Below are 25,082 nucleotides of genomic sequence, written 5' to 3'. Positions count from 1 at the left end.
CCCGAGAACACCATCTTCGTCAGATCATCGATCTTGCACACATGACCTCAACGACATCGATCACCTTCGGTCACCACCGAATGTGAGACAGAGCCGAAATCACACACACCCAGACCCGAGGCTTGTCGACATCCTGCGTCAAAAGGGCGTTGACGGTGTCGCGGTGACGATCCTGCTCGGTGACCCGACCAGCGCCGCGATCGAGCGGAGAAGCGTCGAGGAGGGTGCGCCCGGCGTGATGGCCGCGAAAATTCGTCAGGTGCAGCAGTACTACAAGCGGCTTGACGATGCGCCGGGGGTAAAGGTGCTCTATCACGACACGACGCTGTACAACTCGATCTATCGGTTCGACGACGAAATGCTGGTGAACATGCACGTACTCGGGTTCCCGGCCCCACATGCGCCGGTGATGCATCTGCGCCGGCTCAACGGTGGTGACCTGTTCGGCACCTACGCCGACAGCTTCGACCGCGTCTTGTCCGCCTCGAAGCCGCTGCCACTCGGTGAGGTGACAGCCTAGAGCCATGGCGAGAACCGAGCACTACCACGACCCGAGCGCGCCCAAAGCCAACAGCATCGTCGTGGCCGTCTCCGTCTTCGTCCGCGACGAGCACGGCCGGGTGCTGCTCATCCAGCGCACCAACAACGGCCTGTGGTCACTGCCCGGCGGCGGCCAGGAAATCGGCGAATCGGTCGCCGAGACAGCGACCCGAGAGACCCGCGAAGAGACCGGCATCAGCGTCGACGTGACCGGCCTGGTTGGCGTCTACTCCGACCCAGGCTACGTCATCGCGTACTCAGACGGAGAGGTGCGGCAGCAGTTCTCGCTCTGCTTCGGAGCCGTACCCGTCGACGGGAATCCGACCCCCAGCGACGAGTCAAGCGACGTCCGGTGGGTGGCCCGCGACGAGCTGGACGCGCTCGACATCCACCCGTCGACCCTTCTCCGCATCACCCACGGCTACGAGGACCGCGCCGAGCCCTACATAGGCTGAGGGACGCTGCCGGCGAGCCGGCGCTGAGTCCGCTGCACAGCCGCGACCATCTCCGGTTCCGCCCGACCGATGAACCGGGTCACCAGGTGCTCCGGCCCGTACCGCGACCGGATCTCCGCCAGGCGCTCCAACACCTCGAAGTCCTGCCCGTCCGGCCCGGTCGTCATGTCCGAGAAGCAGAGAGCGTCAGTCACCGGAGTCTCTTCCCGAGGGAACTCGGCGGCCAGAACCTCACCAAGCCCACGCTCTTCGGCTTCCAGCCAGGCACACGAGTGGTGAGCCACCAGGGCGGCAATCCGCTCGTTGAACCGCTCGCGCCGCAGCCAGCGGCCCCCGTCGAGCGAGTGAAAGCCGGTGTCGACCAGGCCAGGGCTGTAGCCCACGTCATGCAGCCACGCCGACGCCACGAGCACCGCACGATCCTCAACCGGTACGGTATCGCTGACCCGGTCCGCCTTGGCGGCCACCGCCTGGACGTGACTCCACCGACGAGGCAACGGAGTCTCCAACAGGTGCCGCGCAACTTCCCGAGCGGTATCGACGAGGTCGGCCATGCCGCCAGGGTACGGAGCGCACACGGCCCGCACCATCCCGTGCCTGGTAGGCGATGAGACGAGGCCGGCCGGCTGCCGGCGAAGTGGTTCAAACTTTCTGTACGTCTTCAAGGCGGCCCTGAACGGGCCGCACGCGCCGCCGCCTGGGCCGCTGCCGCTGTCGCTCTGCGGCCGTCACGCCTGATGCCCGGCGGCTGGCGCGGAGAGCGGGAAGCCCGGAGGGCCGCCGCAGAACTACAGGCGCTTTAACGGGTGAAGTGGGTGGGCTGGCAGCCGGCCGGGCCGCGCGGCTACGAGCCCGCGCGGCGTAGGGGAGGGCTCGCCGGCCGCGTCGGCGAGCTGGCGGCGGTCGCGGGGTTGCGGCTACTGCGCCTCCGGCGGGGGCGCTCCGGCTCCAGGATGGCCGGGACTCCGACGGCGGGTCACGGTCCATGGGTGGTTGCGGTAGGGAGCCATCCCGCCCACCGTCGACCCGGGCGAGCCGAGCAGACCACCGCCCGACCCGCCAGCGTCCGTACGAGCCGTCAAGGTCCGCTTGACGGGGCGGGCCGGGCGGCGGCCCGCCCCCCAGGAGGGCGGGTCGACGGCAGACGGGATGGTACGGGGAGGATGTTGGATGCCTTCGGGGCTTGTGAAGGCGGCATGATCCATTATTCTGGCCGCCATGGTAGACCCGGTGGCCGTAGCCAAGGAGATTGCCCGCGCAGACGAGGTTCTCCGCTCTCTGGCTGGCGAAGAAATTAACACCATCACGATCAATTCGCTTGACGCAGAAGACGCCCCATTTTTAGCGCTGGTAATCTCGAAGCTCTCCCCCATGATCGGCAACCTGCTAGAGCGCAAGATCATCCACATCCTTGACCGCGAGGTGGATCATGGAATGCATTGGGTGCGGCAGGATCCCGGATTTCCCGATGCCTTGCTAGTCGATAACCTGGGGGACAGTGCCGAAGCTGGGTACGAGGTTAAGGCCTGGTATGCGCTGTCTACTGAATTAACCGGTCGTTTCAGAGAGTCGCTAAATCTACTGGCCCCTCGAAATGTTCGGGTAGTTATCGTCGCATGGTGCATGAGTCATGTTGTCTACGGCGTTCCGCAGATCATCGACGTTCTGACCGTTAGTGGTGCAGAGGTGGCCTCCAGTCGAGATGTCCACTACTGGAATCCTCCGTCCTACCTCACTGTTGAGCCTGGTGATACCACTCTGCGTACGCGTAACCTGCAGCAAACCAACGTCAATGGGTATCGGCTCCAAGACGTGACGGACGCCCAGGAGATAGAGGCGCTTGCACTCGTCGCGGAAAAGGATGGGCGCAGGCTTCTACCCTCGTCCCCAGAGGCGCAGCTATTGGCGCAGCAACTAATGGCCAACTACCCGTATCGCCTAGATACCAATTTCGCCAAGATCGACCGCGTGGACAATCCTCATATTGAGCGATTCAAAGCCGAAGTGCTTAACCGTCGAATGCGGGATAGAACAATGAAGCAATGGGTGCAGCTATTGAAGGGTCTGAGCTCCGAAAAGGCAAGTGTGCGTGAGCAGTGCGAAATGGTCATGAAGGCTATTTACAGCGAACTCTGATCAAATCTCGATAGGCGGAAAGAGGGCGTCCTCGCCATTGGTGAGACGGGCGGTCGCTTCGAGACGCTCGGCGGCTAGCTCGGCGAAGTGCGGGTCGATCTCTGCGGCATACCCGTGCCGCCCAAGTTCGACAGCAGCCACAGTCGCCGAGCAGAGGCCACCGAAAGGCTCCCAAATCACGTCTTCGGGGCTGGTGCAGGCGTTGATGATTCTCTTCATGAAGGCGAGCGGCTTCTGATTTAGGTGGGAGCTAGCGAGTTTTGTCGGCTTGTAGACCCGGGGAGCTGCGCGCTTCATTGAACCCTTGAACCGCTCGGCTCCCCGCAACGCCGGCAGATCCCAAACGTTGGTAACGCCATGCTCGTGGTTCCAGACAGAACGCAGCTGGCTCCACTCCTTAGCGGTCACCGGATCTACACCGTTCAAGGAATAGTATGGACGCCCTTCGGGGCGACCGTACTCGTTCGCGTAGGCGACTAGCTTCTCCATAATCTCGGCGGGAGGCCAGTACCACAACCAGCCTTGGTCGAAGTATTTGCGAGTGGCTGCATCCTTTACGCCGCACGCCTCATTTGCCCTCCGTCGCGGAAGGCCGCTTCGCTTCCACTCGGCCACGAGCCACTCCTTGGCGTGGACCAGGTCGTCGCCGCCGGGGGTTAGTGGGAACCTCGGCTCTCGGGTGTAGAAGACGCAGACCTCGGTGACCACGGGGAATCGTCGAATGGTTTTTCCGTTCACATTGCCGGCAACATGCCCAATGCCCTTGTTCCAGACATTGACAAACTCGTACTTCCAGCCACTTTCGATTAGAACGGGGTGAACGTGCGCCCAGCCCACCTCAGTATTCCAAAACCACAGCGTCGTGGCCATCGACGCCTTGCGGCTCCACGCCTCAATATGCGGTCGATACCAGTCGGCCAAGGGGGCGGGCGTGCGAGGGTCGCCCGGAAATCCACCAACCCCGTATGCGCCATCGCTAACGATGGTGGAGGGCGTTGGCCACTGCTCGTAGGTTGAAAGAACATCTCCCGTGTTGAGTTCGTACCTACCCGGTTCTGTCACGCTGACCTCTCTTAGGAGCACGGGGGTTGTAGCGGCTGACGGTACCTGCCGGACTCTTGGTGGTTGAGGCGACCAGCAGATGACACGTAGAGTGAGCTATCGACTTCATTAGGTTGCGGGGCTTGGGCGCTTGCTGGGTCCGCAGCGTGTGTCGATGGCATCGATGACACGCTACTTAGCAAGTCCTCTAAGGGTGTTAACCACGCCGCGTTCGACTGTCACTAAGTCGCTCGGTCGGCTGGCTACCGCAGCGGGTTTTGGCTTCGTCTCCGTAACCCGGACGAAGATGTGACTCGTGCTGCTGCGGTTGAGCACTTCTGTTACCTCAAGCCGTCGATCATAGCCTGCGATCTTGAGCGAGCCGTCCTCGTAGAGCAGCACCCACATGCCGTTGGGTAACACGACGCGTTGGGCCGGGCGATGTGCACCCTTCGCCATGGCAGCTCCTTGTACATAGTTGCGGTAGCTATGTACAAAGCTATTTGAGTGAGCCTCCACGGGCAAGTCCGCGTTGAAGTCGACGCTCTGGGCTGCGGCTAGCCTCAGCGACACGCGTAGGAGGTCCCGTGACGCGCAGCCGGTGCGGCGAGAGGGGCAGCGGACTGCCGACGGTCAATCGGACGGTTCCTGCGAGGCGACTCAGCCCTGACGCCGTCGGACGGGTGCACAGAGCGAGGTCTCAGGCAGCGGGGCAGCAGGAAAGCAGCGCAAGCCATGATGTGGGCCGGACACGAACCTCGCCCGACGATGCCCCACGCCTGCTTGTCGACGCGGGCCACCACTAGCTGGCAGCAGTCGACAGCTTGCGTCCGCATCCCCCCGACGGGGGTCGTCCCTTTCCCGTTCCGTGTAGTCCTCGGGCGTACGAGTGAGCAGCGGCTGCTGACAGTGACGTGATCCAATCCAGGTCATGGACCTTGAGGCGCTCTCTGCGCTGTCCCGTCGGCTGCGAGAGGTAGACGGGGTGGTGGCGGTGGCACTAGGTGGCAGTCGAGCACGTGGCACTCACCGTCCTGACTCGGACATTGACCTGGGTCTGTACTACCGAGACGGCCTTGACATCGACGCGTTGGGTGCCTTGGCGGCGGAGTTGGCAGACAGGCCGGTCGAGGTGACGGAGCCCGGCGGTTGGGGGCCGTGGGTCGACGGTGGTGGCTGGCTGACGGTCGAGGGATGGCGTGTGGATTGGATCTATCGTGACCTCGACCGCGTGAAACGGATCTGGGAAGACTGCCAGGTCGGCCGATATGAGGTCGGTGTTCAGCCGGGCCACCCCTTGGGCTTCTACTCACACGCCTATGCCGGTGAGGTGGCGTTGGGCCAGGTGTTAGCCGATCCCACCGGTGAAGTGACAGACCTACGGGCGCAGGCCCGCCAGTACCCGACCGCTCTCGGTGACGCTCTTGTGGGCGGACTGTGGGAGGCCGACTTCACCACCGGCTTGGCCGGGTACGGGGCGGCTGGCAACGATCCGACCTACGCGGCTGGATGCCTGTTCCGCGCCGTTGGTGTCGCGTGTCAGGCACTGCACGGCCACGCCCGCCAATGGTTGATCAACGAGAAGGGCATGGTCGCATCGACCGCAGCGCTGCCTGCGGCGCCTCCGGATTTCGCCGATCGCGTTCACGCGTTGCTGGCCTCGCCGGGCCGGTCTAGGCAGGAAATCGCCGACACGGTGTCCAGGGCGGAGGCCCTGATCGCGGAGGTCCGTCGGGCCACCGGCCGGTGGCGGGAGGACCTCCACGGCTAGCCGATCACCGCGCGGCCGGGCGTACGAGCCGGCTCGAAACAGGCCAGGGCCCGGCCGCGTCGGTCGGTGACGACCCAGGGGTGCCCGACGTACGTGTGCTGCCGGTACGACGTGTTCGGTTGCAGGACTCGGTACTGCCTGCGGTGTCCCTGGTAGTCCAGCCAGTGCACGGTCACCGCGCGGGAGGTGTGGTTGACGAACTCGATGGCGGTCTCGGGGCCGCCGCCGACCGAGCGCAGCCACCGTTCGTGTCCGCCGGGCAGCGGGGCGAGTCGGTGAGGTTGCGGCTCGGGTGGCCGGGTGGTCGGTGGGGGGCTCGGCGGGCGGCTCGGTGCGGACGTCGGTCGGCTGGTCGGCGTACCCGGGGTGCGGGGTGGATCGGTCCGTGGGGCCGACGTCGACGGCGACCGGGTCGGTGCGGACGCCGTGGTGGGCGGCAGGGGTCGGGTGGAGGAGACCCCGCCGACGGAGGATGAGGCCGACGGCGCGGTCGTGCCGGCGGCGGAGGGGCGCTGCGAGGTGCCGGCCGGGACTGGCGGCTGCGGTGCGACCCAGCCGGAGGGCCGCTCCGGCGCGGCGGTCGTCGGGGCTTCCGGCGCGGGCCAGAGCAGGGTGAGCATCAGTCCCAGTACGGCGGTGGCGACCCCGGCCAGCAGGAGCCGGTGGCTCGTCCGGCCGGTGCCGTGGCGTGCCGGCTCGGCGGGGACGACGACGGGTTCGGACGCGACGGTCAGCGGTGTCCATGGACCGTCGTCGCGGGTGACCGGTGCGGCCGGCAACGCGAGCCGTGTCGGGTGCGCGGGCAACTCCGGTCGGATGGGTGGCGCGGCCTGGGAGCGCGGGTCGAACAGCCAGGGGCCGACCCGGAGTCTCGGCTCGACGCGGGGTTGCTCGTGATCTGGCGACTGCTTCATGACCTCGATCCAGCGAGGGATGCCGTTCCGCCGACGGCGCAGACCGTCGATTATGCGTGCTTTCCATGACGTCCCGCTATGGCCGATCGAAGGCGATTTGAACGCGATGCGCGATCGTCCACATAGCAGATCGACTCTGACTATGGGCGTTGTCCACAGGCGACCTGGTTGTCCACAGGTTGGCCCCACGGGGCGGCGTCGAGACCGCTTCGGGCGGCAGGGTTCGGCACAGCCAACCCCTGCCGACCGCTGGAGGCCACGATGCCCGCCCGTACCTCCGTCCCGCCGCACCCGCCTCCGCCGCTGGTCGTGACCGGGGACGGTGACCTACTCGACGACCTGCTGCGGCTCGCTGCCGCCGGAGGTGTCGAGGTGGAGGTCGCCGCCGACCCGGCGGCGGCCCGGACCCGCTGGCGGTCCGCCCCGCTGGTGATCGTCGGCAGCGACCAGGCGCAGCCCTGCCTGCGGGCCCGGCTGCCGCGACGCTCGCGGCTGGTCCTGGTGGGCCGGGGCGGGGACGTCGAGTCGAGCTGGCAGGTCGCGGACCTGCTCGGCGCCGAGCACGTCGCGGTGTTGCCGGCCGCCGAGCCGTGGCTGGTCGACCGGTTCGCCGAGAGCGGTGTCGGGGACGCGCCAGGTGGCCGGGTGGTCGCCGTCCTGGGCGGCCGAGGTGGGGCCGGGGCCAGCATCCTGGCCGGCGGGCTCGCGGTCACCGCTGCCCGTACCCGGCTGCGGACCCTGCTGCTCGACGCCGATCCGCTCGGCGGCGGCCTCGACCTGGTGCTGGGCTGGGAGCAGTTGGAGGGCCTCCGTTGGCCGGCGCTGACCGGGGCGGACGGCCGGGTGGACGCCCCCGCCCTGGTGCGGGCGTTGCCCAGTCGGGGTGATCTGGTGGTCCTCTCCTGGGATCGTGGTGACCTGGTCGCGGTGCCGGCCGAGGCGATGGCGGCCACGCTGGACGCGGCCCGACGCGGCCGGGACTTCGTGGTGGTCGACCTGCCCCGGTATCTCGACGACGCGGCGGTCACCGCGCTCCAGGCCGCCGACCGGGTCTTCGTGGTCGTGCCTGCGGAGTTGCGGGCGACTGCTGCGGCGGCACGGGTGGTGGCAATGGCCGGTCCGCACTGCCACGACCTGTCGGTCGTCGTGCGTGGCCCGGCCCCCGGCCGGTTGCGGGCGACCGAGTTGGCCAAGGCGCTCGGGTTGCCGCTCGCCGGCAGCCTGCGACCGGAGCCGGGCCTGTGCCGGGGCCTGGAGCGGGGTGAGGCGCCGGCAGCCACCGGGCGCGGTCCGCTGGCCGACCTCTGCCAGCGGATCGTCACCGACCTCACCGGCCGGAGCGCCACGGCGGGTGCGGCGTGAGCGGGGAGAGCCTCGCCGCCCGGGTACGGCAGCGGATCGCCGCCGCCACCACGCCGGTCACCCCGGCCGCGATCGTCTCCGCCGTACGCGCCGAGCCCGACGCCGCCGTACTCGGGGACACCGCCCTGCTGCGGATGGCCGACCAGGTACGCGACGACCTGGTGGGCGCTGGTCCGCTCGCCCCGCTGTTGGTCGATCCGGAGGTGACGGACGTGCTGGTCAACGGGGTACGGGTGTGGGTCGACCGAGGTCAGGGGCTGCACCAGGTCCCGGTGCCGGTGGGCACCGTGGACGACGTACGCCGGCTCGCGCAGCGGCTCGCTGCCGGAGCCGGTCGTCGCCTCGACGACGGTTCGCCGTGCGTCGACGCCCGACTGTCCGACGGCACCCGGATGCACGCCGTGCTGCCACCGGTGGCGACCGACGGGCCGTACCTGTCGTTGCGTACGTTCCGGCAGCGGCCGTTCACCCTGGACGAGTTGGTCGAGCAGGGTGCGGTGGCCCGGCCGGTCGCGCCGGTGCTCGCCGCCGTGGTGGCGGCCCGCCTCGCGTACCTGGTGATCGGGGGCACCGGGTCCGGCAAGACGACCCTGTTGAACACGCTGCTCTCGCTGGTGCCGACCACCGAACGGATCGTGCTTGTCGAGGACGCCGCAGAGCTTCGGCCGGTGCACCCGCACGTGGTGGGGCTGCAGGCCCGTACCGCCAACGTGGAGGGCTCCGGCGCGGTCGGTCTGAGCGAGCTCGTGCGGCAGGCGCTACGGATGCGGCCCGATCGGCTGGTCGTCGGCGAGTGCCGGGGCGGCGAGGTGGTGGATCTGCTCGCCGCACTCAACACGGGTCACGACGGCGGCGCGGGAACGCTGCACGCCAACACTCCGTCGGACGTGCCGGCCCGGTTGGAGGCGCTGGGACTGCTCGGCGGGCTGCCCCGTCCGGCGTTGCACGCCCAGGTGGCAGCGGCCCTGCAGGTGGTGTTCCAGATCCGCCGTACGCCGCAGGGGCGGCTGCTGGAGTCGGTCTGCCTGCTCCTGCCGGAGGGACCGGAACGGCTGGTCACCGCGGTACCCGCCTGGATCCGGGGTCGCGGGCTCGGGTTCGCCGGCCGGGCACTCGGCACCATGATCAAAAATCGGGACGTCGCGGTGCCGCCGATCCTGTCCGAACCGTGGCCCGGATCGGCAGGCCCGGCATGAGCGGCGGATACCTGTGGGCGGCCGGGATGCTGCTCGGGCTCGGTGTGGTCGTGATCCGGCCGGTCCGTACCCGGGTGTTCCCGGGCCGGTCGCGCGAGGACCGGGCCGATGATCCGCTGATCGAATGGGTGGCCACGCTGCGGTCGGTGGGCGAGCCGGCCCAGTCCTGTGTGGTCCCGCCGCTGGCCGATCTGCGACCTGCGATGACGCGTCCTACCTCGCCGAACTCGACGGCGGGCTCGCACCCGCCGGGGCGCGGTGACGGGCGTCGACCGATTCGCGGCGGCATCACCACCACACCACCGTCGGTCACGCGACCAGGCGTGACGCCGCTCGTGGCGAGGGCCGGAGCGAAGCAGCGTCCGCCCGACGCGCCGACGAACCCGGAGGACGAATCCGCGCCGACGGCGGACGCGACGCCTGCCCCGCACCGGGCGAACACGAGCGACGAGCGGCAGGAGCATCGGGCGCGCCACCTCCCGAACGCGCGGCTGGCCGGGAGGCCACACACGAGAGTCCTGCTGCTGACCATGCTGCTCGGCGCGACGGTGGGTGGACTGCTCGGCGGTCCGGTGGCGGCGGTCGCGCTGGCCGGGTACGGGGCCGTGGGCGTACGGGCCCTGCTGCGCCGTCGCGCGACGGCCAGGGCGGCACAGGCGCAGCGGGAGCGGCTGGACCAACTCTGTGCCCTCGCCGCCGACCTCCGGGCCGGACTACCGGTTCCGGCGGCTGTGGCGGCGCTGCGTTCCAGCGGCCCGGATCAGGTCGGTGCCGTCGCGGCGCGGGTGACGAGCCGCGACGACGGCACGCGCGCCGCCGACAGCGGTGCCGGCAGCCGAGCGACGAGGGGAATCGACGTACTCGACGATCGGCCGAGACGGTTGGCAGAGGCGGCGGTGCGGCTGGCCGACCGGACGGGTGCGCCGCTGGCCGAGCTGGTGGAGCGGATCGAAGCCGACGCCCGGTCGACGGATCGGGGACTGGGTGCGGCGGCGGCTCAGGCCGCCGGAGCCCGCGCTACCGCCTGGCTGTTGGCCGCCCTTCCGGTGGGTGGCATAGCTCTCGGCTACGGCATCGGGGTCGACCCGCTCCAGGTGCTGTTGCACACCCCGATAGGTGGTGCCTGTGCGGTCGCGGCCGTCGTGCTCCAGGCGATCGGACTGCTCTGGGCGGACCGTCTCGGTGCCACACCCGCCGGAGCCGGCTGATGCTCCGACCGATCGCTGCCGCCCTGACCGACGGCACACTCGCCCCGACTGGTCGCCCGCTCGACCTGGCCGGCGGTCCGCTCGACCTTGTCGACAGCACGATGGCTGCGGCGGTGCTGGTCGGCGTCGTCCTGATCGCCGTGGTCCTGGTCGGCCGGCACCGACCTCGGCGGCGGTTGCGCCGGTTGGCCGATGCGAGCCCGTCGACTGCCACCCGCCGTCACAGCGGTGCCGACGGCCCGCCCGGACCAGCGAGCACCGCGAGCTCGTCGAGGTCCGGTGGGCAACAGAGAGCCGCGCCACCGGTTCCCGGTGCCGGGGCGGGCCGTCGGGTGGACCGGGTACGACTCGCCGCCGGACTGGCGGGCGTGGCCGTGGCCGTACTGGTCGGGGGATGGCCCGGCCTGGTGGCGGCGCTGCCCACCGCGCTCCTGCTCGACCGGCTGCTCCGGCGGATCGAGCCACCGGCGGACCGGAACCGGCGGCTGCGGGCCGTCGCCGATCTCCCGCTCGCCGCCGACCTGCTCGCCGCCGCGCTCCGGGCGGGCGCTCCGGTCGAACGCTCGGTGCTCGCGGTGGCGGACGCGCTGGGCGGTCCGCTCGCCGACCAACTCGGCCGGGTCGGACGCACGCTGCAACTGGGCGGTGGGCCGCAGGAAGCCTGGGCACACCTGGCGACGGTGCCGGGCGCACAGCGGATCGGCGCCGCCGCGATCCGCTCGGCCAGTAGCGGGGCCGCGCTGGCCGGCGCCCTCACCCGGCTCGCCGACGACCTGCGCGCCGACCGGGCCATCGCGATCGAGTCGGCGGCGCGCCGTACGGGCGTGCTGATCGTGCTGCCCCTCGGCCTCTGCTTCCTCCCCGCCTTCATTCTCGCCGGTCTGGTGCCGGTGATCGTCGCCGTGCTCGGCGACGTGCTGTGAACACATCGAGAAGGGACGAACACGTGCGCAGAATCCTCGCCCGCCTTCGCGGGGACGCCGGGATGAACACCGCCGAGTACGCCGTCGGCACGCTCGCCGCGGTGGCCTTCGGAGGCGTCCTGCTCAAGGTCCTGACCTCCGACAGCGTGCAGTCCGCGTTGACCGCCGTCATCGACCGGGCCCTGAAGTGACCGGGCGCCGGCCGACCGGTCGTGACCGGGGTTCCTTCACCGCCGAGATGGCGGCCGGTCTGCCGGCGCTGCTGCTGCTCCTGCTCGTCGGGTTGACCGCGGTCAACGCGGTCAGCGCCAGGGCGGCCTGCCTGGACGCGGCCCGGGAGGCGGCGCTCGCCGCCTCTCGGGGCGAGCCGGGTGACAGCGCCGCCCACCGGCACGCACCTCCTGGTGCCGAGGTGGCCGTCGTGGTGGACGACGAGGTGGTCCGGGTGACCGTGCGCGCCCCGGTCCGTGCCCTCGGCACCGACCTGCCCGCGATCGTCGTCGTCGCCACGGCGGTGGCGGCTGTCGAGCCCGGAATCCCGGAGCCGAGGCCGTGACCTTCGCCCCGCCCCCGAACCGCCCTACCAGGGCAGCGTCTCGGTCTCGGCGGCGAGTCGGCGGGCGTGACCGAGGTGGGGCGACGGTCTGCCTGCTGGCGGTCGGGCTGGTCTTCGTGATCAGTGGGATCTTCGGCGCGGGGATCGGCGCGGTGCGGGTGGCGCGTCACCAGGCGCGGGTCGCGGCCGACTTCGGTGCGCTCGCCGGAGCGGGCCGAGCGCTGCACGACGAGTCGCAGGCGTGTGCCGAAGCCGCCGAACTCGTCACCGCCAACGGTGCCAGGCTGGTCCGATGCCATGTCGACGGGATTGACGTGGTGGTCACCGCCGAGGTGTCGGTGCGTCCGCTGCCCGGGATCTCCCGGGTCGCCACGGCCACCTCGCGAGCAGGCCCGATGCGCGGGTGAGCGGTTCCCCGCGCGGACGGGGAACACGTCGGGTGCGAGCTGGCCAGGTGGCTGGCCCGCACCCGACGAGCCAGCCACCCGACGACGATGCCACCCGACGACGACGCCGAGCGACGCCTTGGTCAGCGGCCCTGGAGGGCGTCGAGTGCGATCGCCATGGCGATCACCAGGCGGCGGTCGATCTGCGGGTGCTGGATCTCGACGACGTAGCGGTCACGCAGGCCCCACTTCTTCACCACCGAGAAGACCGGCTGACCGTTGGCGACGAAGTCGAAGTGGTACGGCAGCCAGGACAGCGACTCGGCGAACCGGCGCAGCACCGCCACCGGCATGCTGCGCTCCTGACCGACGATGTTCGGCAGGCCGGCCTGCTCGACGTGCCACGTCGAGCGGAGCAGCGACTGCGCGAAGTCCTTGCGGAACAGCCCGATCGGGGTGCCGGCGTGGTCGGTGACGTCGTACGTGGCGCCGAGGTCGATGCGCTGACGGGCCTTGAACCCGAGCAGCGGCTGCTGCTTGGAGTCGTCGGCGTAGATGGTCACCTGCTCCTTGAAGGCAAGCCGCTTCTGCTGTGCGAACGCCAGCAGACCGCCCTCGGAGCCGTCCGGCGCGACGCTGTGCACCTCGTACTGGTTGACCATGAAACGTAACCGCTGGCGGATGTGGAACTGGTGCTGTGCCTGCAAGCTATCGAGCTGCATGAGAATCTCCTCGATCGTGATGCGCCGGAGTGTCGCACAGCTCGGCAAGCGACCCGGCGCTGAGTGTCAGGTCAGCGGACACCGTCGACAGCCGCCCGGTGGGACCAGGTGGTGAGGAGTTGGTGGATGGTACGGAGCCGCTCGTTGATCTGGTCCAGCCGCTCGGCCTGGGCCAGGGTGGCGAGCGCCGTACCGAGGGCGATCTGCTGGTCGATGTCGAGCTTCTCCTGGTCGATGGTGTAGAGCAGCTCGACGGTCTCGGCGATGGTGTCGGCCACGGCTCCTCCTCCATGTGCGGCGGCGACGACGGAATGATGGTCATGGCGCTCGATGGAAGCGCTCCCATCCATCAATGCCCGGAGCGACCGGATCTCATGCCTGCCCGCTGAGAGCGACCGGCAATAGGACTGGCGGGGCTGCGGCGAGCCCTGGCACGTCGGCTGGCGGCGTTGTCGTCGTCGGCCATGCAACACCGGCATGGCCTCCTCCTCCGCCTTGCCATCCTCGGCCAGGACCCGCCTCGCCTCCACCGCCCTATTGCCGGTCGCTCTTATTCCGGCAGGTTCGCCAGCACCACGTCCAACACCCTGATCGCGTCCGGCTTCGACAGCGGGTTGTTGCCGTTGCCGCATTTCGGTGACTGGACGCAGGAGGGGCAGCCGTGCTCGCAGCCGCATTCGGCGATCGCGTCCCGGGTGGCGCGCAGCCAGGACGACGCCATGCCGTACGCCCGCTCGGCGAAGCCCGCGCCGCCGGGGTGGCCGTCGTAGACGAAGACCGTCGGGGCCTCGGTGTCCGGGTGGACCGCCGTGGACAACCCGCCGATGTCCCACCGGTCGCAGGTGGCCACCAGCGGCAGCAGCCCGATCGCGGCGTGCTCGGCGGCGTGCAGCCCGCCCGGCACGTCGGCCGGGTCCACGCCGGCCGTGGCCAGCGACTCGGGGGAGAGGGTGAACCAGACCGCGACGGTACGCAGCTCCCGCGCCGGCAGGTCCAGCGGGCGGGTGTCGATCACCTCGCCGGTGGCGATCCGCCGCCGCTGGTACGACACCACCTGGCTGGTGACGTCCACCTCGCCGAGGAACAGCCCGACCGGTCCGGCGTCGACGTACGAGCGCACCGACACCACCGACAGCGAGGTGACGTCCCGCGCGTGGGTGGACCAGTCCGGCTCCTCGGGGTGCACCAGCGCGCATCCGTCGTCCAGATCGAGCGAGTCGACCACGTACGACACGCCCTGGTGCAGATAGACCGCGCCGGAGTGCAGCAGGAAGTGCGCCGAACCACCGTCGACGGTGCCGAGTAGCCGGCCGGTCGCCGCCTCCACCACGCAGACCGGTGCGCCGCCGTCGCCGCGCAGGTCCACCTCGGGTCGCTCCCGGTGCCGCCAGTACCAGCCGGTCGGCCGCTGCCGCAGCGCGCCCGCCTCGACCAGCGCCGCGACCGTGTCCTTCGCGCCGTCACCGAACAGCGCCAGGTCGGCGTCGGTCAGCGGGGCCTCGGCCGCCGCGCAGGCCAACTGCGGCCCGAGCACGTACGCGTTCGCCGGGTCGAGCACGGTGGCCTCCACCGGTGCCCCGAACACCGCCTCCGGATGGTGCACCAGGTAGGTGTCGAGCGGGTCGTCCCGGGCGATCAGCACGGCGAGCGCCTCCTGGCCGGATCGCCCGGCCCGGCCCGCCTGCTGCCACAGCGAGGCCCGGGTGCCCGGGTACCCGCAGATCAGCACCGCGTCCAGGCCGATCAGGTCGACGCCCAGCTCCAGTGCGTTGGTCGAGGCGAGCCCGAGCAGGTCCCCGTGCAGCAGTGCGCGTTCCAGTTCCCGGCGTTCCTCGCGCAGGTAGCCGCCCCGGTACGCGGCGACCCGGTCGCCCAGCCCGGGGACCGCCTCGTCGAGGCTGCGTCGGGTGCTGGTGGCGACCACCTCGGCACCTCGGCGGGACCGGACGAAGGCCAGGGTGCGTACGCCGGAGGCGACGGTGTCGGCGAGCAGGTCGGCGGTCTCCCGCAACGCCGACCGCCGCACCTGGGTGAGATCGGCCGCCTCGTGCGCGGGGCCGCCGGAAGGCCGCCCGCCAGAAGGCGAGCTGCCGGAAGACGAACCGTCGGGAGCCGAGCCGGAGGGTGCCGAGCCGGAGGGTGCCGAGCCGGCGGGTGCCGGGCGGGGGGAGGGGATCGCGGCCGGGTCGGGCGGGAGCAGGGGTGGCTCCCAGAGCGCGAAGGTCACCCCGGCCCTCGGTGAGGTGTCCTCGGTGACCGCCGTCACCGGAAGGCCGGTCAGCCGCCCGGCCGCGTCGGCGGGGTCGCCGGAGGTGGCCGAGGCGAGCACGAACGTCGGGCCGGGGTCGCCCGTGGCGGGGCGGTAGCGGGCGCACTGCCGCCGCAGCCGCCGCAGCACGTGGGCCACGTGCGAGCCGAACACGCCCCGGTAGACGTGGCACTCGTCGACCACCACGTACGCCAGGCGGCGCAGGAACCCCGACCACTGGGCGTGGCCGGGCAGGATGCCGTGGTGCAGCATGTCCGGGTTGGTCAGCACGAACCGGGAGTGGCGACGGATCCACTCGCGTTCGGCGCGCGGGGTGTCACCGTCGTAGCAGGACGGTCGTACGCCCTCGATCTCCAGCGTGGCGACGGCGCGTAACTGGTCGGCGGCGAGCGCCTTGGTCGGGGCCAGGTAGAGCACCGTGGCGCGCGGGTCGGCAAGCAGGGTGGACAGGGCGGGCAACTGGTACGCCAGCGACTTGCCGGACGCGGTGCCGGTGGCCACCACGACGTGCTGCCGGTCGTACGCGAGGCCGGCCGCCTCGGCCTGGTGCCGCCAGGGTGCCGTCACCCCGCGCCGGGCGTACGCGGCACGCAGGTCCTCGGGTGCCCAGGTCGGCCACGGCACGGCGATCCCGGCGCGGGGTGGCACCCGCTCGACGTGGGTGATCGGGTCGGTGGCGTGTCGCTGGCGCAGTCGGCGCAGCAGCTCGCCCGGCGGCGGTCGTTCCGGGCCGCTGCCGGCGGAGACGGGAGCTGCCGGGGTCACGTTCTGCACTCTCGCACTGGTGTTCGGAAATGGGAAATCGTCGCGTCTGCAGGTCGGAACCGGGTCCGTGAGTCGTCAGGCGCCTTCGGGGGTAATGGTTAGATGCCAGAGAGCTTACGGCTGTGCGAGGGAGGACCGATGGAGCTGTCGCTGGCGACCCGCACCGTGGGGGAGCACACGGTGCTCGAGGTCGGCGGTGAGGTGGATGTCTACACCGCCCCCCGGCTGCGTGAGCGGCTTCTGGAGCTGATCGACTCCGGGGCCCGGCACGTGGTGGTCGATCTCGGCCGGGTGGACTTCCTCGACTCCACCGGCCTGGGTGTGCTGGTCGGTGCGCTCAAGCGCCTGCGGACCGCCGACGGCACCTTCTCGCTGGTCTGCGACAAGGAGCCGCTGCTCAAGATCTTCCGGATCACCGCGCTGGACCAGGTCTTCCCGCTGCATCCCACGGTCGAAGCGGCGACCGGTACCGGCGCGTGATGGCGACGGTCCGGCTCTCCTTCTCCCCGGCGCCGGTGCACGTCCGCACCGCCCGCCTGGTCGGCGTGGCGGTGGCCCGACGGGCCGGTGTCCGCGAGGATCTGCTCGACGAGGTACGCCTGGCCATCGGCGAGGCGTGCACCCGCGCGGTCGCCCTGCACCGCCAGTACGGCGTGCCCGATCCGGTGCTGGTCGAGATGTCCGACTCCGGGTCGTACGCGGTGCGGGTGGTGGACCGGGCACCGATCGAGGCGAGCATCGGTCTCGCCGCGCTCGACGCCGACCAGTTGGCCAACGAGTCCCTGGACGAGGACGACCTCACCACCGGTGTCGGATTCGCCCTGCTCGCCGGGTTCGTCGAGGATCTTCAGGTGCGGCCGGTCGACGAGGGCGTCGGCACCGAGGTGCGGATGGTCTGGCCGGTCGGTCGCTGACCGGTCGGCACCGCCGGCGCCCGCGCATCAGATCAGCGCCGCGGAATGCGGCATTCGTGGCGCGGTGTCGTCGAATCATCGGGCTCGTATTCCCTGGACTGGGAATGCGAGCCCGTTCGCATGGACCCGTTCCTATATCAGATTTCGTTTCATAACACAGCGACGAAGATCATCGGCCGATGGTGCCACCTCGGTGTGACCTCGAACACTGCGGAGGGCTACAGTACCCGGGTTGTCAGCAAGTGATCCACCGGGCAGCCAGCGCAGATGGGCGTCCGTCGCCGGTTTCCGCCGGGTGGGTGGCGCGCACTTGCGAATTCGCATACAGGCACCGGCCGGTGCGTCTCCACCGGCCGGTGCGTTGTTCGGCACAGGAGGACACAGATGTCCGACACCTTGGCCGCCGAGGGCGGCGGGATCTCCCTAACCGGAGCCAATGTCACGTACGTCGTCATCGCCGCGGTGATCGCGTTGGTCGCGCTCGCCTTCGCCGCCGCGTTGACGAAGGCCGTGCTGGCCGCCGGCAAGGGCACCACCAACATGCAGGAGATCTCCGGGGCCGTGCAGGAGGGCGCCTCGGCCTACCTGATCCGGCAGTTCCGGACGCTGGCGATCTTCGTGGTGATCGCCGTGGTCCTGCTGTTCCTGCTGCCGGTGCACAACACCGACGGCAGCGAGACCGCGGTGAAGATCGGGCGCTCCCTCTTCTTCGTGGTCGGCGCGCTGTTCAGCGCCTTCATCGGTGGCGCGGGCATGTGGCTGGCCACCCGGGCCAACCTGCGGGTGGCCGCCGCCGCCCGGGAACGTGAAGGCGGCCGGGAAGCGGCCATGAAGATCGCCTTCCGGACCGGTGGCGTGGTCGGCTTCCTCACCGTCGGCCTCGGCCTCTTCGGTGCCGCGCTGGTCGTGCTGATCTTCCGGGGCGACGCGCCGACCGTGCTGGAGGGCTTCGGCTTCGGCGCCGCCCTGCTGGCCATGTTCATGCGGGTCGGCGGCGGCATCTTCACCAAGGCGGCCGACGTCGGCGCGGACCTGGTCGGCAAGGTCGAGCAGGGCATCCCCGAGGACGACCCGCGCAACGCCGCCACCATCGCCGACAACGTGGGCGACAACGTCGGTGACTGCGCCGGCATGGCCGCCGACCTGTTCGAGTCGTACGCGGTCACCCTGGTCGCCGCGCTCATCCTGGGCCGCGCCGCGTTCGGCACTGACGGCCTGGTGCTCCCACTGATCATCTCCACGATCGGTGTGCTGGTCGCCATCATCGGCGTCTTCATCACCCGGCTGCGCGCCTCCGACCGGAACGCGCTGACCGCGATCAACCGGGCCTTCTACCTCTCCGCGCTGATCTCGGCGGTGCTGGTCGCGATCGCCACGGTCTTCTACCTCCAGCCCACCTGGGCCGCGCAGCTCGGCGACAACTGGCGGGAGAGCCTCGGCGTGGACGGCGGCGACCCGCCGTTCGGCCCGCGCGGCGTGGTGATCGGCGCGGTCGTCATCGGCATCGTGCTGGCCGCCGCGATCCAGGCGCTCACCGGCTACTTCACCGAGACCACCCGTCGGCCGGTGCAGGACATCGGCAAGAGCTCGCAGACCGGCGCGGCCACCGTCATCCTCGCCGGCATCAGCGTCGGCCTGGAGTCGGCGGTCTACTCGGCGCTGCTCATCGCCGCCGGTGTGTTCGGCGCCTTCCTGCTGGGCGGCGGCTCGATCACCCTCTCGCTGTTCGCCGTGGCGCTGGCCGGTACCGGTCTGCTCACCACCGTCGGCGTGATCGTCGCGATGGACACCTTCGGTCCGATCTCCGACAACGCCCAGGGCGTGGCCGAGATGTCCGGTGACATCGACGAGCACGGTGCCCGGACGCTGACCGAGCTGGACGCCGTCGGCAACACCACCAAGGCGATCACCAAGGGCATCGCGATCGCCACTGCGGTGCTGGCCGCGACCGCGCTCTTCGGCTCCTACACCGATTCGCTGCGCAGCGCGTACGGCGACGCCGGAGTGGGCGACGTCGACGACATGATCCTCAACGCGCTGAACGTGGCCAACCCGCAGAACCTGGTCGGCCTGATCATCGGTGCGGCGGTGGTGTTCCTCTTCTCCGGCCTGGCCATCAACGCGGTTTCCCGCTCGGCCGGTGCCGTGGTGATGGAGGTTCGTCGGCAGTTCCGCGAGCTGCCCGGCATCATGGACCGCACCCAGCGACCGGAGTACGGCAAGGTCGTCGACATCTGCACCCGGGACGCGCAGCGCGAGCTGCTGACCCCCGGTCTGCTGGCGATCCTGGCACCGATCGCGGTCGGTTTCGGCCTCGGGCCCGGCGCGTTGGCGTCGTACCTGGCCGGTGCGATCGGGGCGGGCACGCTGATGGCGGTCTTCCTGGCCAACTCCGGCGGTGCCTGGGACAACAGCAAGAAGATGGTCGAGGACGGCGCGTACGGCGGCAAGGGCTCCGAGGCGCACGCGGCGACCGTCATCGGCGACACCGTCGGTGACCCGTTCAAGGACACCGCCGGTCCGGCCATCAACCCGCTGCTCAAGGTGATGAACCTGGTCTCGCTGCTGATCGCGCCGGCCGTGGTGGCGTGGAGCGTCGGCGACGACCGCAACGTCGGCCTGCGGGTCGGAGTCGCGCTGGTGGCGACGCTGATCATCGTCGGGGCGGTGCTGTACAGCAAGCGCCAGAGCGTGGCGATGGACGAGGGCGACGACAGCGGTGGCGCCGGCACCCCGGACCCGCGTCCGGAGGAGATCAAGGCCTGACGCCCGTCGGCACCCGCGGTCCCCGGTCGGTTCGTCGCCGACCGGGGACCGCTCGCCTGTACGGCCCGTACACCTGACCGGTGCCGACTGCGAGGAGAAGCCGTACCCTGCAACGCATGCGTACCTGCCGGGCGGCGACCGCCGGAAAGCTCACGGTGGTCCTGGCTACGCTGGTCCTGCTGGCCGCCGCCTGCGGCTCCAGCGGTCCGAGTCCTCGGGCGTGGGCGGCGTCGGTGTGCACCGCGCTGAGCCCGTGGCGGGCCGAGATCAGCAAGTTGACCAGCAGCACCAACGAGCAGATGACCGCCCAGACCACCCCCGCGCAGGCCAAGGAGAACCTGGTCCGCCTCTTCGCCGGTGCCGAGGAGGCCAGCGAGACCGCGCGGCTCAAGGTGGAGCAGGCCGGTGTGCCCAAGGTCGAGCAGGGCGAGGAGGTCTCCGTCGGTTTCCGGGCCGCGCTCGCCTCGATGCGGGACGCCTACGGCCGGGCCCGCACCACCATCGACGGGCTCGGCATCGGGGAGGCCGGCGCCTTCTACGACGGCGTCCGGTCCGCGGTGGAGACCCTCCAGCAGGAGTACGACGCCAGCGCGCTGGACACCAGCCGGCTCAACTCGGAGGAGTTGAAGCGCGCCTTCGACGAGGTACCTGAATGCCGTTGAGCGGTTCCGGAGAGACACCGGCGGCCACACCGCTGCCGGTGACCTTCCCGGTGCCCGACCCGGCTGGTCCCGCGACACGCCGACGCGGCGAGCCGGCCGAACGCCCTGCGGTGCCCGAGCGGGGCACCACCGACGAGCGACAACTGGTCTTCTTCGGAGCGGAGACCGGGGAGCCCGGCGTCGCCGACCTGGCCGGGCTGCTCGCCGGGCCGGGCGAGGTGCACCGGATGGGCGGGACCGCCCGCCTGTCGGTGGAGGTGGACGCCGCCTGGCGGGTGCACGTGCTCGTCACCGAGCTGGGCCGTCGGGGCGTACGGGCGACCTGGGAGCCGGCCGGGGACCGGCGGTACGCGGTGCGGACGGCGTACACCCGGACCATCGTGCCGCTGGCGGCGGCCTGGCTGCGTGGCCCGACCCAGCACCCGCCCCCCGGTTTCCAGCTCGACGGCCGTCGGCTGCGGCTCTGGCTGGCCGCGGCCGGGGTGGCCGAAACGCCCGACTTCGTCCTTCAGCTCGGCGGCACCGATCCGGATCGGTGGGCGGCGGTCGGCGCGGCGCTGCACGCGGTCGGGCTGACCGGCGAACTGCTCGCGCCGACGGCGGGCGGACCGGCGTACCGGATCGCCGGTCGACGCCGGGCGGCGCGGCTCGCGGAGCTGGTCGGCGAACGTCCGGACGCGGCACCGCCCGGCACCTGGCCGACCCGCGACTGATCCGTCGCCGGCTGTCCGATCGAAGACAGCCGGGCGTCGGGGAACACAGGGAGAATCGGCCGGGTTGCACCTCCACCGAGGGGCCGCCCTGATCACAGTGACCCGTTCGATGCCCTACTCAGGGTGTACGGTGACGCCGTCCGGCGCGACCACAGATCGTCCCGAGCGAATTGCCGCCCGCGAAACCCGAAACACGGACGGCGCGTTACGTTGGACATCCGGACCGCTGGGTATCGGTGGGTCGAGTGCGCCCAGAACCGGGCGCTGGTGCGGCCCTGAGCAGGAAAGAGGTCGAAGCAGACGTGCCGAGCAAAGCTGGAACCACCCGTCTGGTCATCGTCGAGTCCCCGGCGAAGGCCAAGACGATCTCGGGCTACCTCGGCCCGGGGTACGTCGTGGAGGCCAGCTTCGGGCATGTCCGCGACCTGCCGCGTAACGCCGCCGACGTGCCCGCCCGGTACAAGGGCGAGTCCTGGGCCCGGCTCGGTGTCGACGTCGACAACGGCTTCCACGCCCTCTACGTCGTCTCCGCCGACCGCAAGCAGCAGATCAGCAAGCTGACCAAGCTGGCCAAGGAGGTCGACGAGATCTTCCTGGCGACGGACGAGGACCGCGAGGGCGAGGCGATCGCCTGGCACCTGGTCGAGACGCTCAAGCCGAAGGTGCCGGTCCGGCGGATGGTCTTCCACGAGATCACCAAGCCGGCGATCCAGGCGGCGGTGGCCAACCCCCGGGAGATCGACCGCGACCTGGTCGACGCCCAGGAGGCCCGGCGTATCCTCGACCGCCTCTACGGCTACGAGGTCTCCCCGGTGCTGTGGAAGAAGGTCATGCCGAGGCTCTCGGCGGGCCGGGTGCAGTCCGTGGCGACCCGGATCGTGGTCGAGCGGGAGCGGCAGCGGATGGCCTTCCGCACCGCCGAGTACTGGGACATCCTGGCCACGCTCGCCGTGACGAACGCCGGTGAGGGGCCGCGCACCTTCAACGCCACCCTGGTCGCGCTCAACGGCGACCGGATCGCCACCGGCAAGGACTTCGAGCCCACCACCGGCCGGGTCAAGCCCGGTGCCGGCGTGGTGCACCTCGACGAGAGCGGCGCGCGGGGGCTCGCGGCCCGCCTCGACGGGCGGCCGTTCACCGTCACCCGGGTCGAGGAGAAGCCGTACCGTCGCCGCCCGTACGCACCCTTCATCACCTCCACGCTCCAGCAGGAGGCGGCCCGCAAGCTGCGGTTCTCGTCGCAGCAGACGATGCGGACCGCGCAGCGGCTCTACGAGAACGGCTACATCACCTACATGCGTACCGACTCGGTGAGCCTGTCGGACACCGCCATCGCGGCGGCCCGCCGACAGATCGTCGAGCTGTACGGCGAGCGCAGCGTGCCGCCGGAGCCGCGCCGCTACACCGGCAAGGTGAAGAACGCGCAGGAGGCGCACGAGGCGATCCGCCCGGCCGGGGACAACTTCCGCACCCCGGGCGAGGTGGCCAAGGAGCTGTCGGCCGAGGAGTTCAAGCTCTACGAGCTGATCTGGCGGCGCACCATCGCCTCGCAGATGACCGACGCGGTCGGCTCCAGCGTCTCGGTCCGGATCCGGGCCACCACCACCGGTGGCGAGGAGGCCGACTTCGGCGCCACCGGCAAGACGATCACCGACCCGGGCTTCCTGCGCGCGTACGTCGAGTCCAGCGACGACGAGAACGCCGAGGCCGAGGACGCCGAGCGCCGGCTGCCCAACCTGGTCAAGGACCAGCCGCTGACCGCCGACCAGTTGGCGGCGCAGGGCCACCACACCCAGCCGCCCGCCCGCTACACCGAGGCGTCGCTGGTCAAGGCGCTGGAGGAGCTGGGCATCGGCCGCCCCTCCACGTACGCGTCGATCATGCAGACCATCCAGGACCGTGGGTACGTGGTGAAGCGCGGGCAGGCGATGATCCCGTCGTTCCTCGCGTTCGCGGTGATCGGGCTGATGGAGCGGCACTACCCGCGCCTGATCGACTACGACTTCACGGCCAGCATGGAGAACGAGCTGGACGAGATCGCCGGCGGTGACCACGCGGCCGTCGACTTCCTCACCGCGTTCTACTTCGGCACCACCAACGGTGCCGGTGACCAGGACATCGCCCGCTCCGGTGGGCTCAAGAAGCTGGTCACCGAGAACCTCAGCGACATCGACGCACGCAGCGTCAACTCGATCCCGCTCTTCAGCGACGACGAGGGACGTGAGGTCGTGGTGCGCGTCGGCCGGTACGGGCCGTACCTCCAGCGTCGGACCCCCGGCGAGGAGCAGGCACCGGTCGCCGAGGGCGAGGAGGGCGCGGCCCCGGGCGACCGGGCGCCGATCCCCGAGGGCCTCGCGCCGGACGAGTTGACCCCGGAGAAGGTCCACGAGCTGTTCCTCGGCGGCGGGGGCGAGCGCAAGCTCGGCGACGACCCGGCGACCGGCGAGCCGATCCTGCTCAAGTCCGGCCGCTTCGGCCCGTACGTGGCCAGTGGCGAGCGCAAGTCCTCGCTGCTGCGCTCGCAGTCCCCGGACTCGCTCACCTTCGACGAAGCGCTCAAGCTGCTCAGCCTGCCCCGGGTGATCGGGGTGGCGCCGGACGGCGCCGAGGTGGTCGCCAACAACGGCCGCTACGGCCCGTACGTCAAGCAGGGCGACGAGTTCCGTTCGCTGGACTCGGAAGACAAGATGTTCACCGTCACGCTGGACGAGGCGCTGGCCCTGCTGGCCGCCCCGAAGAACCGGCAACGGCGCGCCGCCGCGCCGCCGCTGCGCGAGATGGGCGCCGACCCGCTGACCGAGAAGCCGCTGGTCATCAAGGACGGCCGGTTCGGCCCGTACGTCACCGACGGGGAGACGAACGCGTCGCTGCGGCGCGGCCAGACCCCGGAGGCGCTGAGCCTGGAGGAAGCCTCCGAGATGCTCGCCGAGAAGCGGGCGAAGGGTCCGGCGCCGAAGAAGAAGGCCGCCGCCAAGAAGGCACCCGCCAAGAAGGCACCCGCAAAGGCCGGTGCCACCAAGGCTGCTGCCTCGAAGTCCGCTGCCTCGAAGTCCACCGCCACTAAGGCCACCGCCTCGAAGACGGCGTCGAAGGCGGCAGCCTCGAAGGCCGCACCGAGGAAGGCGGCGCCGAAGAAGGCCACCGCGGCCAAGAAGGCACCCGCCGCCGACTGACCTCGTCCTGCTGCTGGCGGACCTCGTCCCGTCGCTGACTGACCTCGTCCTGCTGCTGGCGGACCTCGTCCCGTCGCTGACGGAGGGCTGGTCGAAGGACCGGGGCTGATCGGAGGACCTACGGCTGACCAGCCGCTTCAGACATCGCTGCCCTACCCATCCCGGCCACCAACCTTGCCTGCCGCCGCCACTCCCGCTCTACCCCTGTGGACAACCACGAGATCTTGGGGTCCGGCGCGGTGGTGTGCTTGTGATCCCGGGGAGGGTGGGTAGATCTGTTGTCGCTCCAGCGACAACAGATCTACCCACCGCCCTATCTCGGGGGCGACCGACCCCGATCCGCTAGCCATGAACTGAACGAGTGCAGTCACAGAGCTGGACAGGCGCAAGGCTGCTGGCAGGTGCGGACGCAGGGCCGGGCAGGAGTAGGGCCGGGCAGGCGCGGACGCTGGGCAGGCGCAGGGCTGGGCCGGGCAGGTGCGGACGCTGGGCAGGCGCAGGGCTGGGGCCGGCCCGGTGTCAACGCCGGTTGAACTTTGACCCCTCTGTTCCGGCCGAATGTTGACCCCCTCGCTGGTTGTTGATGTTCAGTCGTTGGTCTTGGTGGCTG

The 25,082-nt window shown here is 70.5% G+C and carries 24 protein-coding genes; 17 read left to right on the top strand and 7 right to left on the bottom strand.

What is annotated here, in order from left to right:
- Nucleotides 1-163: 163 nt before the first annotated feature.
- Nucleotides 164-520 carry a hypothetical protein gene (locus tag ABT008_RS29975; RefSeq protein WP_350700601.1) on the top strand — a complete coding sequence of 119 codons (357 nt, stop codon included), beginning with the start codon at nucleotides 164-166 and terminating at the stop codon, nucleotides 518-520.
- A 4-nt stretch (nucleotides 521-524) separates the two neighbouring features.
- Nucleotides 525-995 carry an NUDIX hydrolase gene (locus ABT008_RS29970; RefSeq protein ID WP_350700600.1) on the top strand — a complete coding sequence of 157 codons (471 nt, stop codon included), beginning with the start codon at nucleotides 525-527 and terminating at the stop codon, nucleotides 993-995.
- On the opposite strand, the gene ABT008_RS29965 is transcribed toward ABT008_RS29970, so the two are convergent.
- Nucleotides 983-1,549: an HD domain-containing protein gene (locus tag ABT008_RS29965; RefSeq protein ID WP_350700598.1), complete on the bottom strand. Its 567-nt coding sequence runs from the start codon at nucleotides 1,547-1,549 to the stop codon at nucleotides 983-985. The two genes, ABT008_RS29970 and ABT008_RS29965, sit on opposite strands and share 13 nt — an antisense overlap.
- A 676-nt stretch (nucleotides 1,550-2,225) precedes the next feature.
- Here ABT008_RS29965 and ABT008_RS29960 point away from each other — a divergent pair.
- A complete protein-coding gene (locus tag ABT008_RS29960) occupies nucleotides 2,226-3,131 on the top strand; it encodes a hypothetical protein (protein WP_350700596.1) in 906 nt (301 codons plus the stop codon).
- Here ABT008_RS29960 and ABT008_RS29955 read toward each other — a convergent pair whose 3' ends face one another.
- Together ABT008_RS29955 and ABT008_RS29950 are read right to left on the bottom strand one after the other, a co-directional pair.
- Nucleotides 3,132-4,193: a DNA methyltransferase gene (locus tag ABT008_RS29955; RefSeq protein ID WP_350700594.1), complete on the bottom strand. Its 1,062-nt coding sequence runs from the start codon at nucleotides 4,191-4,193 to the stop codon at nucleotides 3,132-3,134. It abuts the gene before it with no gap.
- Between the two features lie 171 nt (nucleotides 4,194-4,364).
- Complete coding sequence (locus tag ABT008_RS29950; RefSeq protein ID WP_350700592.1) at nucleotides 4,365-4,631, bottom strand: hypothetical protein; 267 nt, start codon at nucleotides 4,629-4,631, stop codon at nucleotides 4,365-4,367.
- Nucleotides 4,632-5,103: 472 nt separating this feature from the next.
- On the opposite strand from ABT008_RS29950, the gene ABT008_RS29945 reads away from it, so the two are divergent.
- Nucleotides 5,104-5,943: a nucleotidyltransferase domain-containing protein gene (locus ABT008_RS29945; RefSeq protein ID WP_350700590.1), complete on the top strand. Its 840-nt coding sequence runs from the start codon at nucleotides 5,104-5,106 to the stop codon at nucleotides 5,941-5,943.
- Here the strand turns inward: ABT008_RS29945 and ABT008_RS29940 are convergent.
- Nucleotides 5,940-6,857 carry a VHL beta domain-containing protein gene (locus ABT008_RS29940; protein WP_350700589.1) on the bottom strand — a complete coding sequence of 306 codons (918 nt, stop codon included), beginning with the start codon at nucleotides 6,855-6,857 and terminating at the stop codon, nucleotides 5,940-5,942. The genes ABT008_RS29945 and ABT008_RS29940 overlap by 4 nt on opposite strands.
- Nucleotides 6,858-7,166: 309 nt before the next feature.
- Between ABT008_RS29940 and ssd the strand changes: the two genes are divergently transcribed.
- The 7 genes from ssd to ABT008_RS29905 all read left to right on the top strand — a co-directional run bounded on the left by ssd (nucleotide 7,167) and on the right by ABT008_RS29905 (nucleotide 12,509).
- On the top strand, nucleotides 7,167-8,219 hold the full coding sequence (gene ssd / locus ABT008_RS29935; RefSeq protein ID WP_350700605.1) for a septum site-determining protein Ssd: 1,053 nt from the start codon (nucleotides 7,167-7,169) through the stop codon (nucleotides 8,217-8,219).
- Nucleotides 8,216-9,415, top strand: a complete 1,200-nt coding sequence (locus ABT008_RS29930) for a TadA family conjugal transfer-associated ATPase (protein ID WP_350700587.1) — start codon at nucleotides 8,216-8,218, stop codon at nucleotides 9,413-9,415. The genes ssd and ABT008_RS29930 overlap by 4 nt, the downstream gene beginning before the upstream one ends.
- The gene (locus tag ABT008_RS29925) at nucleotides 9,412-10,623 is read left to right on the top strand and encodes a type II secretion system F family protein (RefSeq protein WP_350700585.1); all 1,212 of its coding nucleotides are present in this window, start codon (nucleotides 9,412-9,414) and stop codon (nucleotides 10,621-10,623) included. The genes ABT008_RS29930 and ABT008_RS29925 overlap by 4 nt, the downstream gene beginning before the upstream one ends.
- 101 nt (nucleotides 10,624-10,724) lie before the next feature.
- Nucleotides 10,725-11,546: a type II secretion system F family protein gene (locus ABT008_RS29920; protein ID WP_502890525.1), complete on the top strand. Its 822-nt coding sequence runs from the start codon at nucleotides 10,725-10,727 to the stop codon at nucleotides 11,544-11,546.
- A gap of 62 nt (nucleotides 11,547-11,608) precedes the next feature.
- On the top strand, nucleotides 11,609-11,737 hold the full coding sequence (locus tag ABT008_RS29915; RefSeq protein ID WP_155217386.1) for a DUF4244 domain-containing protein: 129 nt from the start codon (nucleotides 11,609-11,611) through the stop codon (nucleotides 11,735-11,737).
- A 47-nt stretch (nucleotides 11,738-11,784) separates the two neighbouring features.
- Entirely contained in the window at nucleotides 11,785-12,102 is a 318-nt protein-coding gene (locus ABT008_RS29910; RefSeq protein ID WP_350700603.1) for a TadE family type IV pilus minor pilin, read from the top strand.
- The gene (locus tag ABT008_RS29905; protein ID WP_350700583.1) at nucleotides 12,099-12,509 is read left to right on the top strand and encodes an Rv3654c family TadE-like protein; all 411 of its coding nucleotides are present in this window, start codon (nucleotides 12,099-12,101) and stop codon (nucleotides 12,507-12,509) included. Before ABT008_RS29910 ends, ABT008_RS29905 begins: the two co-directional genes overlap by 4 nt.
- A gap of 122 nt (nucleotides 12,510-12,631) precedes the next feature.
- Here ABT008_RS29905 and ABT008_RS29900 read toward each other — a convergent pair whose 3' ends face one another.
- The 3 genes from ABT008_RS29900 to ABT008_RS29890 form a co-directional block, all read right to left on the bottom strand.
- Entirely contained in the window at nucleotides 12,632-13,210 is a 579-nt protein-coding gene (locus ABT008_RS29900; protein WP_350700581.1) for an LURP-one-related family protein, read from the bottom strand.
- Nucleotides 13,211-13,281: 71 nt separating this feature from the next.
- Nucleotides 13,282-13,488 (bottom strand): hypothetical protein, encoded by a 207-nt coding sequence (locus ABT008_RS29895; protein WP_350700579.1) that lies wholly within the window; start codon nucleotides 13,486-13,488, stop codon nucleotides 13,282-13,284.
- Nucleotides 13,489-13,760: 272 nt separating this feature from the next.
- Nucleotides 13,761-16,244, bottom strand: coding sequence for a DEAD/DEAH box helicase (locus tag ABT008_RS29890; RefSeq protein ID WP_502890524.1), 2,484 nt, complete (start codon nucleotides 16,242-16,244; stop codon nucleotides 13,761-13,763).
- A gap of 138 nt (nucleotides 16,245-16,382) precedes the next feature.
- Between ABT008_RS29890 and ABT008_RS29885 the strand changes: the two genes are divergently transcribed.
- The 6 genes from ABT008_RS29885 (at nucleotide 16,383) to topA (ending at nucleotide 24,472) form a co-directional block, all read left to right on the top strand.
- Entirely contained in the window at nucleotides 16,383-16,724 is a 342-nt protein-coding gene (locus ABT008_RS29885) for an STAS domain-containing protein (RefSeq protein ID WP_131054046.1), read from the top strand.
- The gene (locus tag ABT008_RS29880) at nucleotides 16,721-17,158 is read left to right on the top strand and encodes an ATP-binding protein (protein ID WP_350700575.1); all 438 of its coding nucleotides are present in this window, start codon (nucleotides 16,721-16,723) and stop codon (nucleotides 17,156-17,158) included. The genes ABT008_RS29885 and ABT008_RS29880 overlap by 4 nt, the downstream gene beginning before the upstream one ends.
- A gap of 384 nt (nucleotides 17,159-17,542) precedes the next feature.
- A complete protein-coding gene (locus ABT008_RS29875) occupies nucleotides 17,543-19,924 on the top strand; it encodes a sodium-translocating pyrophosphatase (protein ID WP_350700574.1) in 2,382 nt (793 codons plus the stop codon).
- Between the two features lie 116 nt (nucleotides 19,925-20,040).
- Nucleotides 20,041-20,586, top strand: a complete 546-nt coding sequence (locus tag ABT008_RS29870) for a hypothetical protein (RefSeq protein ID WP_350700572.1) — start codon at nucleotides 20,041-20,043, stop codon at nucleotides 20,584-20,586.
- A complete protein-coding gene (locus ABT008_RS29865) occupies nucleotides 20,577-21,299 on the top strand; it encodes a hypothetical protein (RefSeq protein ID WP_350700570.1) in 723 nt (240 codons plus the stop codon). The genes ABT008_RS29870 and ABT008_RS29865 overlap by 10 nt, the downstream gene beginning before the upstream one ends.
- 302 nt (nucleotides 21,300-21,601) lie before the next feature.
- Nucleotides 21,602-24,472: a type I DNA topoisomerase gene (gene topA / locus ABT008_RS29860; RefSeq protein WP_350700568.1), complete on the top strand. Its 2,871-nt coding sequence runs from the start codon at nucleotides 21,602-21,604 to the stop codon at nucleotides 24,470-24,472.
- The last annotated feature ends 610 nt before the right edge of the window (nucleotides 24,473-25,082 follow it).

This window comes from Micromonospora sp. NPDC002389 (assembly GCF_040296095.1).
Lineage (GTDB): Bacteria > Actinomycetota > Actinomycetes > Mycobacteriales > Micromonosporaceae > Micromonospora.
This window is presented reverse-complemented; position numbering and strand designations above follow the sequence as displayed.